Here is an 18,348-nt window from a genome sequence, read left to right on the forward strand (position 1 = left end):
GGAAGGAAAATTGTTTGTCATTCCTGAACGTAGAAAGCGATCTTGCCCGAGGGTAGTTAAGGGTAAACCACAAAAATATCCCAAAAAAAATACCAGTCAGCGTTAACTGACTGGCATTATCCTGATAAAGGGTGGCTTTTTTTGTGGGGTATGAATGAGGATAAGGGGTTAAAAAAACATAGTAGAAGAGTGAGGCAGGCAAAAACCCATCTCACCTTATATGGGTTTATACATGTACCTTAAAAAGTGCTTATTATCTGATTGGTGTCTATTGTAATTCTCCACCGAGCTTGCTATATTAACGCTGCACCTCGTTAGCACCTTGTACGTTTGGTTTTTATTCGTATTAAGTGTTTTCATAGAGAGGCTTAAGAACAGTGATATTAGCGTCGCAGTAGAATTTTATTCCTAAATGCTTGCATTCTATGCTCAATATTGTATAATGCTGTCCTTTACACCCATAGGCGATTGGCTCAATTGGTAGAGCATCGGTCTCCAAAACCGAGGGTTGTAGGTTCGAGTCCTACATCGCCTGCCATCTTCTTATCATATCTTTGTCATACCCCACCATCTCCGAAGTGAGTTCTTTATGAGCAATAATCAAGATAACCTCGAGACTAAGTTATCTGATGCTAAGGCAGTGGCTGGTGGAATGCTGTCCAAAGATAAGCACGTTTCGGCGAATAATCAAACAACCGCTGTTGAAGTTGCTAAAACTGGTTCAGTTAAAGATGTGGTATTGTGGCTACTTGCCGCAGTAATTTTGATAGGAGCAACCTTAGTCAATCAATACTTACCAGGCTATTGGCAACCTGCCAATGATGTTTGGATGCGTATTGGTATCATCGTTGCTCTAGTTATTATTGCCTTGGTCTGCTTAGCGTTAACGCATCAAGGCCGCGCTTTTAAAATATTATTAAAAGATGCCGCCGTTGAGCTACGCCGAGTCACATGGCCTGGCAAAGATGAAACCTTTCAATACACATGGCAAACGATTGTCATGATTGCTATTGTGGGTTTTTTGGTTTGGCTATTAGATAACTTTTTTAACTGGTTCGTTGGTATTTTTATTGGTTAATGACGCGTATTAGTGTCCATTAAACCAAATTTACTTATAACGACTTAACTTTACTGATCAGGAGCGTGATATGCGTTGGTATATTGTCCAAGCGTTTTCAGGATATGAAAAGCAAGTACAACGTTCATTAACTGATCGTATCAATCGTAGTGAATTTGCTGATTCATTCGGCGATGTTTTGGTACCTACCGAAGAAGTCGTTGAAATGAAAGACGGCAAAAAGCGTAAAAGTGAGCGTAAGTTCTTTCCAGGCTATGTATTGATTCAGATGGAAATGAACGACAACACGTGGCATATAGTCAAAGACTGCCCGCGTATTATGGGCTTTGTCGGTGGCACGCCTGAAACGCCAGCACCGATTACGCAAGTAGAAGCCGACCGTATTTTAAACCGTTTAAATCAGACTGAAGCTGACCCACGTCCGAAGACTCTATTTGAGCCAGGCGAAGAGTTGTTGGTTATCGATGGTCCATTTACTGACTTTAAAGGGTTGGTGGAAAAAGTGGACTATGAGAAGTCTAAACTGCATTTAACGGTAAACGTATTTAATCGCCCGACGCAAGTCGAGCTTGAGTTTAGTAAGGTTGAAAAACTAGACTAAACCTGTAAAACATTCATCAACCGGGGAGCTGTTAGTCAATGTACATACCACATTGATTTGGCGCTATTACCCATTTAGGAGAGTATCATGGCTAAGAAGATTGATGGTTACATCAAACTGCAAGTGCCTGCAGGTAAAGCAAATCCTTCACCACCGATTGGTCCAGCATTGGGTCAAAAAGGCGTGAATATCATGGCGTTCTGTAAAGAATTTAACGCTGCGACCTCAAACCAAGAGCCGGGTCTACCGATTCCTACTGAGATCACCGTATACAGCGATAAATCTTTTACCTTCATCATGAAGTCACCACCAGCGGCATACTTACTACGTAAGGCTGCTGGCATCGCTAAAGGTTCTGGTACACCTAACACCGCTAAAGTCGGTAAAGTTGACCGTGCACAATTAGAAGAAATCGTTAAGACTAAAGATGCAGACTTAACCGCTGCTGGTCTTGATGCTGCTGTCCGTACTATCGCTGGTACTGCACGTTCAATGGGTATTACCGTGGAGGGTGTGTAAATGAGTAAACTTACTAAGCGTCAAAAGCTAATCGCTGAGCGCGTTGAAAACGAAAAATTATACACTCTTGAAGAAGCCGTTCAAATCCTAAACGATTTGCCAGCCCTTAAATTCAAAGAGTCTATCGATATCGCAGTAAACTTGGGCGTTGACCCACGTAAATCTGATCAAGTCGTTCGTGGTGCTACCAACCTACCTGCGGGTACTGGTAAAACCAAACGCGTTGCTGTCTTTGCTCAAGGCGCTGCTGCTGAAGCCGCTAAAGAAGCGGGTGCTGACATCGTTGGTTTTGAAGACCTAGCTGAGCAAATCAAAGCCGGTAACATGGACTTTGATATCGTTATTGCTGCTCCTGACGCGATGCGTGTGGTTGGTCAATTAGGTACTATCCTAGGTCCACGTGGCCTAATGCCTAACCCAAAAGTTGGTACGGTAACGCCTAACGTTGCTGAAGCTGTGACTAATGCGAAAGCGGGTCAAGCACAGTACCGTGTTGATAAAGCGGGTATTATCCATACCACGATCGGTCAAGTTGGCTTTACTGCTGAGCAAGTTATGCAAAATGCTCAAGCATTACTATCTGATCTTAAACGCGCTAAACCTGCGACGTCTAAAGGTACTTTCATTAAGAAAATCACCTTGTCTAGCACTATGGGTCCAGGTATCTCAATTGATCCTGTTCCATATCGCGTTGCCAAATAATTTTTTTGTATAAAAACTGCTCTTTATTCGACGATTTTGAATAAAGCGCCTATATTGTTTTAAAGAATTAGGTCAGCGTAGCAAACGCTTCGCTGTCTAAGACCGTAGGTAGAAAGCGGTTTATTATTACTTGTGATGGTAAGCTGCTTTTGTTAATCGACGACAGGTGAAAATCTTAGTTGTCCTACGCAGACGGTGACCCACCCAGTTGTTGATAAGAGCCAATAGATTGGTATTTATACCAAATTATTACTCGATGTCAGTCTGATAACGGTGCCGTAATCAGTCGTTATGAATGAACTCTTTATGGAGTTTATACATAACGTGTCGTATCAAGTCAGTCGTAGTAAGTTGTTTACATTGTTCAAAACTTCGGTTTTAGAATATTAAATAATGAGCGGATTGATAAGATTAAAGGAGTCAACTTATGGCATTAACGCTAGAGCAAAAACAACAAGTTGTGGCTGAAGTGTCTGAAGTTGCTGCTAATGCTTACTCAGCAGTAGCTGCCGAATATCACGGTATTGGTGTTGCAAAGCTTACTCAGCTGCGCGAACAAGCTCGTGATAAAGGTGTCGTTTTAAAAGTGGTAAAAAATACCCTAGCAAAACGCGCTTTTGAAGGCACTAAGTTTGAGAGCATGTCAGACCGTATGACTGGTCCACTACTTTTGGCTTTCTCTATGGAAGATTTGGGATCTGCCGCTCGAGTCGTTTTCGACTTCAGCAAAGATAACAAAGCTTTAGAGACCAAATTGGTATCAGTCGGTGGTGAAGTTTATGGTCCAGAAGAGCTAGAGCGCGTATCGAAGCTACCAACTCGCGACGAAGCAATCTCTATCCTAATGGCTACTATGAACGCACCAGTGACCAAGCTTGTCCAGACTATGAACGCAGTTCCTGGCAAGTTCGTTCGCACGGTAGCGGCAATCAAAGACGCAAAAGAAGCTGCTTAATTGCTTGTTTTAACGTAACTTTGACATCGCCGATTGCACTTTATTGCCAACCCTATTTAAACATTTGGCAAGCAATCCAAGCGATATTAAAACCAACTAAATTTTATCAGATAACGGAGAGTTCTCATGGCACTATCTAAAGATGATGTGTTAAACGCAATCGCTGAAATGTCAGTAATGGATATCGTTGAGTTAATCAGCGACATGGAAGAAAAATTCGGCGTAACTGCTGCTGTTGCCGCTGCTGCACCTGCTGCTGCTGGTCCTGCTGCTGCCGCTGCTGAAGAAAAAGACGAGTTTGACGTTGTTCTTGCCAGCTTTGGCGAGAAGAAAGTTGGCGTCATTAAAGCAGTACGTGAAGCTACTGGCCTTGGCTTGAAAGAAGCGAAAGATTTGGTTGAAAGCGCTCCAGCTCCAATCAAAGAAGGCGTAAACAAAGCTGAAGCTGAAGAGTTGAAAAAGAAACTTGAAGAAGCTGGTGCAACTATTGAACTAAAATAAGTTCAACTGCTGTACAAAAAAAGCTGGTAATGCCTTGCATTATCAGCTTTTTTTTATTATAATCCGTAGCTTGACCTTTTGTGTCTGCCAACATACGTATGCAACATCACGGTGGATACCCATCAAAAGGACAGACGATATACATGCAAGCACACTTAGTAGTTATTGAAATCAGTTAACGAGCTAAACGTCGATCGATGTTTGGCATTTTTTTGTGTCTGCATGCTTTTCATTAACACTATAATTTATACTGATTCTAAAAGTCACTGCTTTATAATAAGTCACTGTTTCAAAATTTATAGTTATCTCAGATTTTTAATCTAAACGCTGTTCATTAAGTCATCTGGTAAGGTTTTACTGTCAGTATATGCACTGGTAGACGGTAGATATCAGCGACGATATTACTTATGATAGCAGATGATGAGTAGGTTTTTAAAAGAGAAGTAGCAATAGTACTTTAAGTGAATTTACAAAGAGAATCAATAGTATCTAAATGCCAGTTATTGGTCTTAGATACGGTGCAGTGGTTACTCGTAAGTACTACAAAGTTAAAAGGTGCAAGGCATTGAAATTTTTAGTGTTAGCACTCATATAGGCATGCTTAGATGCCGATTTACGCTTAAATAAACTGGATTAATTATGCACTATACGCGTGAATTAATCAGCAGTCATTAAATGAGCATGAATATCCGTTTTATATTATCGTTTACGTTGCCAAGTTTGCATGATATTCATATTAAATAGTATTGATGCAAGTCGGCCGCGCTTTCAATTTGTTTCCACGTTTACTGTAAGGACTCTCGATGGCATATTCTTATACTGAAAAAAAGCGTATTCGCAAAAGTTTTGCTGAATTGCCTACTGTGATGGACATTCCCTATTTGTTGTCTATCCAAGTAGATTCTTATGAGCAATTTTTGCAAGAGCATAAAAAGCCAAAAGCTCGTGAGAATACTGGTTTACAAGCTGCGTTTTCTTCTATTTTTCCAATTGAGAGTCACTCTGGTAACGCAGAGCTACAATTTGTTGAATATTATTTAGGCACGCCTGAGTTTGATGAGCGTGAGTGTATCTTACGTGGTTCGACCTTTGCAGCGCCAATGCGCGTTAAAATCCGTCTGATTATCAAAGATAAAGACAGCAAAGACAAAGACAGCAAAGCGGCGATCAAAGACATCCGTGAGCAAAGCGTCTATATGGGTGAGATGCCATTGATGACTGCTAACGGTACCTTTATTATTAATGGTACTGAGCGTGTGATCGTATCGCAGTTGCACCGTTCACCAGGTGTGTTCTTTGACCATGATAAAGGTAAGTCGCATTCAAGTGGTAAAGTACTTTATAACGCCCGTATTATTCCTTACCGTGGTTCTTGGTTAGACTTTGAATTTGATGCCAAAGATTTGGTTTTCGCGCGTATTGACCGTCGCCGTAAATTGCTTGCGTCTATTATCCTACGCGCTCTAGGCCTAACTACCTCTGAAATCTTAGATTTGTTCTTTGATAAAGTAAAAGTATATAAAGGCGAAGAGCAGTTTGAGATCGATTTGGTTGCGGATCGTCTGCGTGGCGAGATGGCACAGTTTGATATCGTATCACCAGAAGGTGAGGTGATCGTCGAGCAGGGCAAACGTATCAACGCCCGCCGTATCCGTCAGCTTGAAGAAGCGGGTATGACCAAAATTGCGATTCCTGATGAGTATTTATACGAACGCATTTTGGCCGAAGACATCGTTGTCAATGATGAAGTGATTGCGCGTGCTAATACGCTTATTGATCATGAATTATTGGTTAAATTAAGTTCGTATGAAGCCAGTGATTCTATCAAAGAATTCAGCATTCTATTTACCAACGATATCGATCAAGGCAGTTATATTGCCGATACGCTACGCGCCGATAGCACCTCAAGCCGTGAAGAAGCCTTGATTGAAATTTATAAGGTCATGCGCCCAGGTGAGCCACCAACGGTTGAAACTGCTGAAAAGCTGTTTGAAAGCATGTTCTTTAACGCCGATCGTTATGACCTATCAAACGTTGGCCGCATGAAGTTTAACCGTCGTTTGGGTCTAGAGTTTGAAGACACTGACGATGCTGATGTACAGCGCGCGCGTAGTGTTTTGACTAATGATGATATCGTTAACGTTCTAAAAGAATTGATTGAAATTCGTAACGGTCGCGGCGAAGTCGATGATATCGACCATTTAGGTAACCGCCGTATTCGTTCGGTTGGTGAGATGGCTGAAAACCAGTTCCGTGTCGGCCTAGTGCGTGTTGAGCGTGCGGTAAAAGAGCGCCTATCATCAGCGGAATCTGATAACTTGTCACCACAAGATTTGATCAACTCAAAGCCTGTAGCGGCAGCAGTGAAAGAATTCTTTGGTTCAAGCCAGTTATCACAGTTTATGGATCAGAACAATCCATTGTCGGAAGTGACGCATAAACGCCGTGTATCAGCGTTAGGACCGGGCGGTTTGACCCGTGAGCGTGCAGGCTTTGAAGTACGTGACGTTCACGATACCCATTATGGCCGTGTCTGTCCGATTGAAACACCTGAAGGTCCAAACATTGGCTTGATTAACTCGCTTGCGACTTTTGCTAAAACCAACAGCTTTGGCTTCCTAGAAACACCATATCGCCGTGTGGTTGACGGTAAAGTAACGGATCAAATCGAATACTTGTCAGCGATTGAAGAAGTCGGTACGGTCATTGCTCAGGCGGATTCACCAGTAACGGCCGAAGGCGCGCTATCTGATGAAATGGTCAGTGTGCGTAGCTATGGTGAGTTTGTACGTATGCCGCCAGAAAAAGTGACGCATATGGATGTGTCGCCAAGTCAGGTGGTGTCGGTTGCCGCCGGTTTGATTCCGTTCCTAGAGCATGACGATGCTAACCGAGCGCTCATGGGCTCGAACATGCAACGTCAGGCTGTTCCTACGTTACGTGCTGATAAGCCGTTAGTTGGTACCGGTATGGAGCGTCACGTTGCTCGTGACTCTGGTGTTTGTGTGATCGCGAAGCGTGGCGGTGTGATCGAAGACGTTGATGCGTCGCGTATCGTCGTGCGTGTCAATGAAGATGAAATGGTCGCCGGTGAAGCGGGTATTGATATCTATAACTTGATCAAATACACGCGCTCAAACCAAAACACTTGTATTAACCAACGTATTATCGTTAACCAAGGTGATGAAATTGCTTTTGGTGATATCTTAGCCGATGGTCCGTCAACCGACCTTGGAGAGCTTGCGTTAGGTCAGAACATTCGTATTGCCTTTATGCCTTGGAATGGTTACAACTTCGAAGATTCGATTTTGTTATCTGAAAAAGTGGTCAAAGAAGATCGTTTCACCACCATTCATATCCAAGAATTAACTTGTGTAGCACGTGATACTAAGCTTGGTACCGAAGAGATTACTGCCGATATTCCAAACGTTGGTGAAGCGGCGTTATCAAGCCTTGATGAAGCAGGTATCGTTTATATCGGTGCTGAAGTTGACGCTGGTGATATCTTAGTTGGTAAAGTCACGCCAAAAGGTGAGACGCAACTGACCCCAGAAGAAAAACTGCTCAGAGCGATCTTTGGTGAAAAAGCCGCTGATGTGAAAGACACCTCATTGCGTGTTCCAACATCAAGCAAAGGTACGGTCATTGACGTCCAAGTCTTTACCCGTGACGGCGTTGAAAAAGATGCGCGTGCCAAAGCGATTGAAAAATCACAGCTTGATAGCTACCGTAAAGATTTAAAAGAAGAGCTACGTATCTTTGAAGAAGCGGCTCGTGGCCGTATCGCAAGCTTGCTTGATGGTCAAAAAGTCAGTGGCGGTTCTGGTCTAAAAGCCGGTACAGTCATGGCATTGGCTGATATGAAAGAGATGAGCCTTGAAACCTTGCTAGATATTCAGCCGGTTGAAGAAGAAATCTCTGAGCGTCTGACGCAAATCGCTGATTACTTAGTTGATAAGCAAAAAGACATCGATGTGAAGTTTGCTGAGAAAAAACGCAAATTGACCGCTGGTGATGACTTACAGCATGGCGTACAAAAAATCGTTAAAGTATATCTAGCGGTTAAGCGTCGTATCCAGCCTGGTGATAAAATGGCCGGTCGTCATGGTAACAAAGGTGTGGTATCGCGCATTATGCCGGTTGAAGACATGCCTTATGATGAACATGGTAATACCGTTGACATCGTCTTGAACCCACTTGGTGTACCATCGCGTATGAACATCGGTCAGGTACTAGAGACGCATTTGGGTATGGCAGCGAAAGGCCTCGGCGAAAAGATTGACGGTATGCTCAAAGCCCAAGCCGCGATTAAAGATTTGCGTGATTTCTTAGATAAAATCTATAACAAAGTAGGCGGTGAGAGCGTTGATCTTGATAGCTTAAGTGATGATGACATCATGGCGCTGGCGGACAACTTACGCGACGGTGTACCAATGGGTACCGCAGTATTTGATGGTGCTCATGAGTATCAAGTCAAAGAATTGCTTGAGCTTGCGGGAATGGATCGCGATGGTCAGCAGACCTTGTATGATGGTCGTACGGGTCAGAAGTTTGACCGTAAAGTAACCGTTGGCTATATGTATATGCTCAAACTTAACCACTTGGTTGATGACAAGATGCATGCGCGTTCTACCGGTTCTTACTCGCTTGTGACGCAGCAGCCGCTTGGTGGTAAAGCCCAGTTTGGTGGCCAGCGCTTCGGTGAGATGGAAGTTTGGGCCCTAGAAGCATATGGCGCGACTTATACCTTGCAAGAGATGCTAACGGTGAAGTCGGATGACGTTGAAGGCCGTACACGTATGTACAAAAACATCGTCGATGGTGAACAATACATGGATCCAGGTATGCCTGAATCGTTTAACGTATTGACCAAAGAAATCAAATCACTGGGTATTAATATTGAGTTAAAACAAAGCAACTAAAACCAAGGCAGGCAAAATTGCTGTTTAACTTAGTTGTCCACTAAAGGCAGTCTGCTTTATTGCTGCTGCTTTTAGTGATTTGTCTCAACCCTATTCATTGCCTTCATTCATCTTAGCCGCGCTCCTAATACGCTGTCAGATGATTATAAAGATAACGGAGAAGCAACTTGAAAGATTTACTCGATATCATGCAAAGCCCTACCGGTAACGGTAACCATGAATTTGACAGTATTCAAATTACGTTGGCCTCACCTGATGTGATCAAATCATGGTCACATGGTGAAGTTAAAAAACCAGAAACGATTAACTATCGTACGTTTAAGCCTGAGCGTGATGGTCTGTTCTGTGCCAAAATCTTTGGCCCAGTAAAAGACTTTGAATGTTTATGCGGAAAATACAAGCGCCGTAAATTCCAAGGCGTTATCTGTGAAAAATGTGGCGTTGAAGTCACGACCGCTAAAGTACGTCGCGACCGCATGGGTCATATCGACCTAGCGAGCCCTGTTGCGCATATTTGGTTCTTAAAATCTTTACCAAGCCGCATTGGTCTGTTGTTAGATATGACGCTTCGTGATATCGAACGCGTCCTATATTTTGAAAGCTATATCGTCACCGAGCCTGGTCTGACTTCTTTAGAGAAGTATCAGCTGCTTGATGATGAAGATTATTATAAAGCGCTTGAAGAATTTGGCGATGAATTCACAGCCAAAATGGGTGCTGAAGCGGTTCAAGATTTATTAAAAGACATCGATTTAGATATTGAGATTGATGAGCTGCGTGAAGCCATTCCGCAAACTGGTTCTGAGACTAAACTTAAAAAGATGTCTAAGCGTCTTAAATTATTAGAAGCATTCCGTGATTCTAATAACAAGCCTGAGTGGATGGTAATGAATATCTTACCAGTACTACCACCAGATTTGCGCCCGCTAGTACCGCTAGAAGGCGGCCGTTTTGCCACATCAGATCTAAACGATTTATATCGCCGCGTGATTAACCGTAACAACCGTCTAAAGCGTCTATTAGAGCTAAGCGCCCCTGATATCATCGTACGTAACGAAAAACGTATGTTGCAAGAGTCAGTCGATGCCTTGCTTGATAACGGTCGCCGCGGTCGTGCGATTACCGGTAGTAATAAGCGCCCATTAAAATCTTTGGCCGATATGATCAAAGGTAAGCAAGGTCGTTTCCGTCAGAACTTACTTGGTAAGCGTGTTGACTACTCTGGTCGTTCGGTTATCGTTGTAGGTCCGACCCTGCGTCTACATCAGTGTGGTCTACCGAAGAAAATGGCACTTGAGCTATTCAAACCATTTACTTATAACAAACTATTGTCTCATGGTTTAGCGACAACGATTAAAGCCGCTAAAAAGATGGTAGAGCGTGAAGAGCCACAAGTGTGGGATATGCTGGCCATGGTTATCCGTGAGCATCCAGTACTACTGAACCGTGCGCCGACGCTTCACCGTTTGGGTCTACAAGCATTTGAGCCAGTATTGATTGAAGGTAAAGCGATTCAGCTGCACCCTCTCGTTTGTACCGCGTTCAACGCCGACTTTGACGGTGACCAAATGGCGGTACACGTGCCATTGACCCTAGAAGCACAGCTTGAATCACGTGCGCTTATGATGTCGACCAACAATATCTTGTCGCCTGCCAACGGTGATCCAATCATCGTACCATCACAAGACGTTGTATTGGGTCTGTACTACATCAGCCGTTCATCAATCAATGCCAAAGGCGAGGGCATGATCTTTGCCACCGTTAATGAAGCATTGCGTGCGATTGGCTCAAACGATTTGCATGTTAACGCTAAGATTAAAGTGCGTGTGACGGAAACTCATGTCGACGACGAAGGTAATGAGACCAAAGAAGTCAAGATGCAAGATACCGTTGCTGGCCGTTTGTTGATCTGGAATATCATGCCTAAAGGTATGACGTTTGATGAGTGTAACCAAGAGATGACCAAGAAAAATATCTCTAAGTTGATCAACTCTTGCTACCGTAAAGTTGGCGTGAAAGAAAGTGTTATGTTTGCTGACCAATTGATGTATCTTGGTTTTGCACAAGCAACCTTATCTGGCGTGTCTATCGGTATCGATGACATGGTCATTCCACCGCTGAAAAAACAAATCATCGAAACCGCTGAAGCAGAAGTTCGCGAGATTGAAGATCAATTCGAGCAAGGTTTTGTGACCGCGGGTGAGCGTTATAACAAAGTGGTTGATATCTGGTCGCGTACCAATGATAAAGTCGCTAAAGCGATGATGGATAACTTGGCGACCGATAAAGTCATCAATGCCAAAGGTGAAGAAGACGAGCAGAAATCGTTCAACTCTATCTTTATCATGTCGGATTCTGGTGCTCGTGGTAGTGCCGCTCAGATTCGCCAGTTAGCAGGTATGCGTGGTTTGATGGCAAAACCGGATGGCTCAATTATTGAGACACCGATTAAAGCCAACTTCCGCGAAGGTTTGACCGTATTGCAGTACTTTATTTCAACGCACGGTGCGCGTAAAGGCTTAGCTGATACCGCTCTAAAAACCGCTAACTCAGGTTACTTGACGCGCCGTTTGGTTGACGTAGCGCAAGATTTGGTTATCACTAGCGAAGATTGTGGTACTGAGGAAGGCTTGCTCATGAAGCCGCACATTCAAGGTGGCGAAATCATCGAGAGACTCGGTGAGCTAGTCCTTGGTCGTGTGACCGCGCGTGATGTTACTTACAACGATGATGCGTCAAAAGTCTTGATTCCAGCAGGTACCTTAATCGATGAGTATTGGGTAAATGTGCTTGATAACAACGCGATTGATGATATTTGGGTACGTTCGGTCATCACGTGTGATATTGAGCATGGCGTTTGTTCACAGTGTTATGGTCGTGACCTTGCTCGTGGTCATAAAGTCAATATCGGCGAGTCAGTCGGTGTTATGGCAGCGCAGTCTATCGGCGAACCTGGTACTCAGTTAACCATGCGTACGTTCCACGTTGGTGGGGCTGCAAGTTCTGCTTCTGTAGACAATAGCATCTCAGCACGTAATGCGGGTCAAGTGCACTTTGAGAACATGAAAACGGTACAACATACCGATGGTCACTTGGTTATCGTATCGCGTTCAGCAGAATTGGCATTGACCGATGAGCTTGGCCGTGAGCGTGAGCGCTATAAAGTACCTTATGGTTCAAGCGTCCTTGTGAAAAACGAAGAGCAGGTCGAAGGCGGTCAAACCATCGCTAAATGGGATCCGCACACTCATCCAATCATTACAGAATTTGCGGGTACCGCACGCTTTAGTGATATTGTTGATGGTTCGACAGCAACAGTTAAAGTTGATGATGCCACTGGTATGAGCTCGTTTGAAATCCTAGCGACTCGTGACCGTTCAAGCTCAGCCAAAGACTTACGTCCGGCGATTATCTTGAACACTGACGAAGGTAAAGAAGTGGTTTACTTCTTACCAGCTGAAACGATTATTCGTGTTAGCGACGGTGAGAAAGTAGCAGCCGGTTCGATTCTAGGCCGTGTACCACAAGCGTCTTCAGGAACCAAAGATATTACCGGTGGTCTACCACGCGTTGCTGACTTATTTGAAGCGCGTCGTCCGAAAGATCATGCCATCATGGCAGAAATGACCGGTGTCGTCAGCTTCGGCAAAGAGACCAAAGGTAAAAATCGCTTCATTATTACCAATGAAGATGGTGAAGTCCATGAAGAGCTAATCCCGAAATGGCGTCAGATCAACGTCTTCGAAAACGAGACGGTTGCTCGTGGTGAGATTATCGCTGATGGTCCACAAAACCCGCACGATATCTTACGTCTAAAAGGACAAACTGCGCTTGCTGATTATATCGTAAACGAAGTTCAGGACGTTTATCGCTTACAGGGCGTGAAAATCAACGACAAGCACATCGAAGTTATCATTCGTCAGATGCTGCGTAAAGTTGAAGTCACGGACGGTGGTGATTCAAGCTACTTTAAAGGTGACCAGGTTGAGTACGCTGACGTCAAAGCGCTGAATGCGAAACTGGAAGCGGAAGATAAGTTCCCAGTTAAGTATGAGCGTCAATTGCTTGGTATTACCAAAGCAAGCTTGGCAACAGAAAGCTTTATCTCAGCGGCATCGTTCCAGGAGACAACCCGTGTCCTAACGGCGGCAGCTGTGACAGGTAAAGTTGATGAGCTACGCGGTCTAAAAGAGAACGTGGTGGTTGGTCGCTTGATTCCTGCTGGTACTGGTCTTGCTTATCATAAAGCTCGCAAAGAAAAAGCGGAGCAAAAGCTGCAAGATAATGATTTGAATGCAGCGTTTGATATGTCTGCTAGTACCGATAGCACAGACTTTGCAAGCTTTGATGAAGCCTTTGCTCAAGAGCTTAACCAAGGTAATCATTAATCTAAATAACCTTTAGTTATTTCTCTCAATAAAAAAGCCAGCCTCAGTTGCTGGCTTTTTTATTGCCTAAAGAAAATAGAGTTTATAAATTATTTTTGTATACCATCACTTTTTTAGGTGTAATGGACATTTTTCATGCTGGCATAGGGTCTAACGCTATATACTGTCTATATTTGCAAGGAATCAACGCCATGAATCAAAAAACTGCCCTTTTTGTCGTGATAAACACACTAAGAAGACTGTAGTCTCAAGACCATTCAAAGACGCTTAGATAAAGTCAGTACCCAGTATCAGATTAAGCGACCAAAGGCTGCTAATATCATCATGGACACCACTTACTTTGGTCGCAAGTTTGGTTTAATGGTCTTTATGGACAATACCCCTAGAACCGTACTTTATTACGCGATAGTGAGTCATGAAACCAACAGTGCCTACAAACAAGGAATTGATTATCTAGCGTCTTTAGGCGTTGATATACAAAGCATCACCTGTGATGGTAGACGAGGACTGCGTACTCTATTCACCCGCACCCCTTGCCAGATGTGCCAGTTTCATCAGGTGCAAATAGTGACCCGCTACCTCACTCGTCGCCCTAAGAACATAGCAAGTATTGAGCTTAGACGGCTTACTTTAAACTTAACACAGCTTAATAAAGCTGACTTCATAGAGCGCTTAGATCACTGGTATGTGAATCATGAAGCCTATCTCAATGAACGTAGTACCAATGACGATAACACTAGAACGTGGTACACGCATAAGCGCCTTAGAAGTGCTTATCGTAGCCTCAGAACCAATAGTGATTGGTTATTCACTTATCAAGAATATAAGCATCTAGACATACCAAATACCACCAATTCTCTTGAAGGATTATTCAGTGAGTTAAAGCGTCAATTACACAGTCATCGCGGACTAAGTGAGCACCGTAAGTTACGGTTTATTAAAGACTTTCTACTATCAAAGTCGCTCAAATAGCATGAATTATGTCCATTAGCGAGTACCTTCTACTTTTTAGCATGAATTTTGTCCATTACACCCTTTTTTATAATAACTTAAGCAAAACGTACATTGCTATAAAGATGCCTTTTAAATTACTATTAATAGATTTTGAGCGCGTTATAGAATGATATGACATTTTCAATGACGGTAGCCAATTAAACAATTCACTTCATTCAATTAACTTATAAATACATAGGGATAAGCGCATGGCCGGTAAGACTCGCGTTGCTAAATACCAAGCTGATCGTACCAATCAAAAATTATATTTTTGTCGTTTGGGCTGTCAAGCAGCTGCTAATACGAGCGATAAACAACTATACCAAGCGCACTGTGAGACCGCTATTTTTCATTTATACGGCGCCTATCTTGCTTTTATACAAGAGCTTGGAAATTTTTATGGTTTAACGATGACCGCGCTAACCTTAGCAGATATTGAAGAAGGACTAAGCGCCCGTACGCAAGTATCGCCTGAAGTACAGCGCTTAGAGCAGCTTTTACAGCAAGGTTTTTTGGCTGATATAGAGCGTGCCTATCAGCGTTGTCTATATCCAGTGTTACCTGAGAATGTAATAGATGATAAGGTAATAAATGACAAGGCAGGTCGCGGCACAGCAGCGGCACCCGATCTGATTGTTAATGTCGTGACGTTATCAAATCAGTGGCTGCCAGATGAGGCGACCATACGCGAATGGCGGCAGCAATTATTAGAGCTGATCGAACAACTGCGCGCCGGTATGGTTGAGTTTTAAATAACCTCTAGGCTTTTATACTCTGTTTAAGTAATAGGCTTTATTTTTATAAATAAGTGTTAATAAAAAAGGTCTGGCACAGTGAAATTGTGCCAGACCTTTTCTTTGCATCTAAACTAAAACTGTCCCTTATTTATTCGGGCATCGGCGGCATGCGCTCAACCGGCGTGGCTGATAAAGGTTTGTTTTGAGGATTACCGTTATCAGTACGACTTGGTTTTGGTTTTTCAGGAGCGGGTCGATTTTGAATCTGCTCTTCAACTGGCTCAGGGGCAGGTGGCTTACGTTGTTGAGTGGTGGTTTTGACTGGCTTTGCTGATTTGCCATCATCTGCTTCTTCATCTTCAAGCTCAGCTGCGCCTTCGTCCATCATTTCTATGATAGTCTGCTTCTGCTTTTTAGATTTGGCACGGTTATTGATAGCTACCCATTGATGAGGGGTGTTATTTAACTGGGCTTTCATAAAGTCCATCCAAACAGGCAGCGCTGCCACGCCGCCATATTCACGGCGTCCAAGCGTTGATGGCTGATCAAAGCCCATCCAAACGACAGTAGCATTGGTAGGATGAAACCCTGCAAACCATGCGTCTTTTGCTTCATTCGTCGTTCCGGTTTTGCCACCAATGTCATCGCGTCCCAACGCTTTCGCGCGCACAGCCGTACCGCGCTGGATAACGTCGCGTAGAATATCGGCCATCTCAAAAGCCACTCGCGGTTTTAAAATACGCGGCGCTTGCTCAGCACGTACATACTGCAAAACTGGCGCTTTTAGGCGATCCGAATCTGGACTGGCATCATAAACTTCTACATCAAGTGCTTTGCTATCTTTTAATGGACTGTCTTCTGTAGCATCAGAATCTGAACTATTTTCAGCTTTAATATCGCTCTCTGATTTTTTCGACGCCTTATTTTCTTCTTCTACTTTTGCTTCATAATCTTCGATAAGTTTTTTGTTGAGGTCGTCGAGCTGTTCATTAAAACATAACGCGCATGCTTGTTGCGGGTTGGCTTGAAACAGCAGCTTATTATTATAATTATAAATTTGGTCGATAAAATAAGGCTGAATACGATGACCACCATTGGCAAAGGTCGCATAAGCCGTCGCCATTTGTAATGGGGTAGCTTGACCTGTGCCCAATGCTAACGACAAAGTGGTAGGCAGCTTTTCTTTATCGAGTCCAAACTCATCTAATAAATTACGTGCATCGGAGATACCAATGGCTTGTAGCAAGCGAATAGACACTAAGTTACGTGATAAATAAAGTCCACGGCGCAAGGTAATATCGCCTAAAAAACGTTGGTCAGAGTTTTTAGGTTTCCAATCGCCTACTTGAATCGGACGGTCTGAAACAATGCTGTCTGGGCGGTAGCCTTTTTCTAGGGCCGCGGTATAAACCAGTGGTTTAATCGTTGAGCCGGGCTGGCGCCAGCCTTGTAGGGCGCGGTTAAATTTACTGTGATTAAAATCAAAACCGCCAACCAAAGCTCGTACAGCGCCTGTTTCAGGGTTTAAGGAAACCAAACTGCCTTGTACGTCTGGTATTTGACTCAATTGCCAACTGCCATTAGCGGCTGGTATCAAGCGCACGATGTCATTTTTACTAACAATCTGGCTGGCATTACTCGGAAAATAGCCAATACGGTCGGCAGAGATATATTTACGTGCCCAGCTCATGCCAGACCAATTGACGGTGACGCTTTCACCGGACTGCAGGATTGCTTCAAAACTGCGTGAGTTAACCTTGGTGACTTTCGCCGGCGACATATTGCTATAACGACGGAATTTTTCCAGCGGTTCACCGTTTGCTTCTGGACCGCGCCAGCCATGACGATGCTCGTAGGCCACAAGCCCCGTCAATATTGCCTTTTCTGCCGCTTTTTGCGCTTCACTATCAACAGTCAAACGCACGCGCCAACCGCCATTCATGACTTGTTCGCCATAGCGCTCGACCAAGGCAGAACGTGTCATCTCTGCCAAATACGGCATGTTCATATCAAGCTTTTCTTGATAAAGGTTGATACCGATAGGGGCGTTGATCGCTTCGTCGTGCTGCTGCTTGGTGATATAACCAAGCTCATGCATACGGCCAATAATCCAGTTGCGGCGGGTGAGCGCACGACTAGGATTGGCGACAGGATTGTATTTAGAAGGGGCTTTTGGCAAACCTGCAAGCATAGCCATCTCGGCCACCGTCAGGTTCTCAAGTGATTTACTATAGTATTTTTTGGCAGCAGCGCGGATACCATAAGCGCCTTCGCCTAGATAGATTTTATTGACATATAAGGTAAGAATGTCGTTCTTACTCAGCTCATCTTCTATTTTACGGGCTAAGAACAGCTCCGTTAATTTACGGTTTAATGTACGTTCAGGGCTTAAAAAGTAGTTTTTAGCGACCTGCATAGTGATGGTAGAGCCGCCGGTTTGGCTTTCATCGTCGGTTACCACTTCGGTCACGGCGCGACCAAGTCCTTTAATACTGATACCGCTATGCTGGAAAAATGTTGCATCTTCGGCCGCCAAAAAGGCATGCGTTAAGCCTTCGGGGATTTCTTCAAATGTAACTGGTAGCGATAAACGGTTGCCATACTGACCAATCAGCTTGTCGTCACTACTATAAATCTGTAAAGGCATCTCAAGATTGGCGGTTTTAATCTCTTGGGTACTGGGTAAGGTTGGCGCTAAATACATCGCCATACCATAAAAACCAATCGGTACAGCAAGCGCTAAAATGAGCGCTAACGCTAAGCAGGCAATGAAAAGCCCCACCAAAAAGTGAATGAGACGAGCGGTAGCATTTTTTTTGGTCATAATCAGGCTTATCAATTAAAATTTGCAACAGGTAGGAGATTATACCTTGAACAAAATAGGCAGGTAATAATAAATGTGTAAGTGTGGCTTAATAAGTAGTCTAAATGCTTGATAAACAATCTAAATGC

General features: G+C 43.7%; 11 protein-coding genes and 1 tRNA gene. 11 read left to right on the forward strand and 1 reads right to left on the reverse strand.

From position 1 onward, the window contains the following. Positions 1 to 462 precede the first annotated feature (462 nt). The 11 genes from A7325_RS04715 (at position 463) to A7325_RS04765 (ending at position 15,411) form a co-directional block, all read left to right on the forward strand. A tRNA-Trp gene (locus A7325_RS04715) sits at positions 463 to 538 on the forward strand. 51 nt (positions 539 to 589) lie between these two features. Then, positions 590 to 1,078, forward strand: coding sequence for a preprotein translocase subunit SecE (gene secE, locus A7325_RS04720; protein ID WP_068405077.1), 489 nt, complete (start codon positions 590 to 592; stop codon positions 1,076 to 1,078). Positions 1,079 to 1,148: 70 nt separating this feature from the next. Then, the gene (nusG, locus tag A7325_RS04725) at positions 1,149 to 1,679 is read left to right on the forward strand and encodes a transcription termination/antitermination protein NusG (protein ID WP_068405079.1); all 531 of its coding nucleotides are present in this window, start codon (positions 1,149 to 1,151) and stop codon (positions 1,677 to 1,679) included. A gap of 87 nt (positions 1,680 to 1,766) precedes the next feature. Beyond that, positions 1,767 to 2,198 (forward strand): 50S ribosomal protein L11, encoded by a 432-nt coding sequence (gene rplK / locus A7325_RS04730; RefSeq protein WP_068405081.1) that lies wholly within the window; start codon positions 1,767 to 1,769, stop codon positions 2,196 to 2,198. Continuing rightward, positions 2,199 to 2,900 (forward strand): 50S ribosomal protein L1, encoded by a 702-nt coding sequence (rplA, locus tag A7325_RS04735; RefSeq protein ID WP_068405082.1) that lies wholly within the window; start codon positions 2,199 to 2,201, stop codon positions 2,898 to 2,900. Positions 2,901 to 3,327: 427 nt separating this feature from the next. Then, on the forward strand, positions 3,328 to 3,855 hold the full coding sequence (rplJ, locus tag A7325_RS04740) for a 50S ribosomal protein L10 (RefSeq protein ID WP_025652244.1): 528 nt from the start codon (positions 3,328 to 3,330) through the stop codon (positions 3,853 to 3,855). A gap of 126 nt (positions 3,856 to 3,981) precedes the next feature. Continuing rightward, positions 3,982 to 4,356: a 50S ribosomal protein L7/L12 gene (rplL, locus tag A7325_RS04745; RefSeq protein ID WP_068405083.1), complete on the forward strand. Its 375-nt coding sequence runs from the start codon at positions 3,982 to 3,984 to the stop codon at positions 4,354 to 4,356. A gap of 803 nt (positions 4,357 to 5,159) precedes the next feature. Continuing rightward, a complete protein-coding gene (gene rpoB, locus A7325_RS04750; protein ID WP_068405086.1) occupies positions 5,160 to 9,278 on the forward strand; it encodes a DNA-directed RNA polymerase subunit beta in 4,119 nt (1,372 codons plus the stop codon). 167 nt (positions 9,279 to 9,445) lie between these two features. Continuing rightward, complete coding sequence (gene rpoC / locus A7325_RS04755) at positions 9,446 to 13,666, forward strand: DNA-directed RNA polymerase subunit beta' (protein WP_068405088.1); 4,221 nt, start codon at positions 9,446 to 9,448, stop codon at positions 13,664 to 13,666. A 324-nt stretch (positions 13,667 to 13,990) separates the two neighbouring features. Then, positions 13,991 to 14,638 carry a transposase gene (locus A7325_RS04760; protein WP_068405089.1) on the forward strand — a complete coding sequence of 216 codons (648 nt, stop codon included), beginning with the start codon at positions 13,991 to 13,993 and terminating at the stop codon, positions 14,636 to 14,638. A 230-nt stretch (positions 14,639 to 14,868) separates the two neighbouring features. Beyond that, positions 14,869 to 15,411, forward strand: coding sequence for a DUF6586 family protein (locus A7325_RS04765; RefSeq protein ID WP_068405090.1), 543 nt, complete (start codon positions 14,869 to 14,871; stop codon positions 15,409 to 15,411). Positions 15,412 to 15,544: 133 nt separating this feature from the next. Here the strand turns inward: A7325_RS04765 and A7325_RS04770 are convergent, their stop codons facing one another. Continuing rightward, entirely contained in the window at positions 15,545 to 18,220 is a 2,676-nt protein-coding gene (locus tag A7325_RS04770; protein WP_068405092.1) for a penicillin-binding protein 1A, read from the reverse strand. Positions 18,221 to 18,348: the final 128 nt, after the last annotated feature.

Source organism: Psychrobacter sp. SHUES1 (assembly GCF_001652315.1).
Lineage (GTDB): Bacteria > Pseudomonadota > Gammaproteobacteria > Pseudomonadales > Moraxellaceae > Psychrobacter > Psychrobacter faecalis.

What these genes read in the sequence shown, in the direction of transcription:
- A7325_RS04765 (WP_068405090.1), top strand. Translation starts at nt 14,869, where the DNA reads ATGGCCGGTAAGACTCGCGTTGCTAAATACCAAGCTGATCGTACCAAT.
- rplA (WP_068405082.1), top strand. Translation starts at nt 2,199, where the DNA reads ATGAGTAAACTTACTAAGCGTCAAAAGCTAATCGCTGAGCGCGTTGAA.
- secE (WP_068405077.1), top strand. Translation starts at nt 590, where the DNA reads ATGAGCAATAATCAAGATAACCTCGAGACTAAGTTATCTGATGCTAAG.
- rplL (WP_068405083.1), top strand. Translation starts at nt 3,982, where the DNA reads ATGGCACTATCTAAAGATGATGTGTTAAACGCAATCGCTGAAATGTCA.
- A7325_RS04760 (WP_068405089.1), top strand. Translation starts at nt 13,991, where the DNA reads ATGGACACCACTTACTTTGGTCGCAAGTTTGGTTTAATGGTCTTTATG.
- rplK (WP_068405081.1), top strand. Translation starts at nt 1,767, where the DNA reads ATGGCTAAGAAGATTGATGGTTACATCAAACTGCAAGTGCCTGCAGGT.
- rplJ (WP_025652244.1), top strand. Translation starts at nt 3,328, where the DNA reads ATGGCATTAACGCTAGAGCAAAAACAACAAGTTGTGGCTGAAGTGTCT.
- A7325_RS04770 (WP_068405092.1), bottom strand. Translation starts at nt 18,220, where the DNA reads ATGACCAAAAAAAATGCTACCGCTCGTCTCATTCACTTTTTGGTGGGG.
- rpoB (WP_068405086.1), top strand. Translation starts at nt 5,160, where the DNA reads ATGGCATATTCTTATACTGAAAAAAAGCGTATTCGCAAAAGTTTTGCT.
- nusG (WP_068405079.1), top strand. Translation starts at nt 1,149, where the DNA reads ATGCGTTGGTATATTGTCCAAGCGTTTTCAGGATATGAAAAGCAAGTA.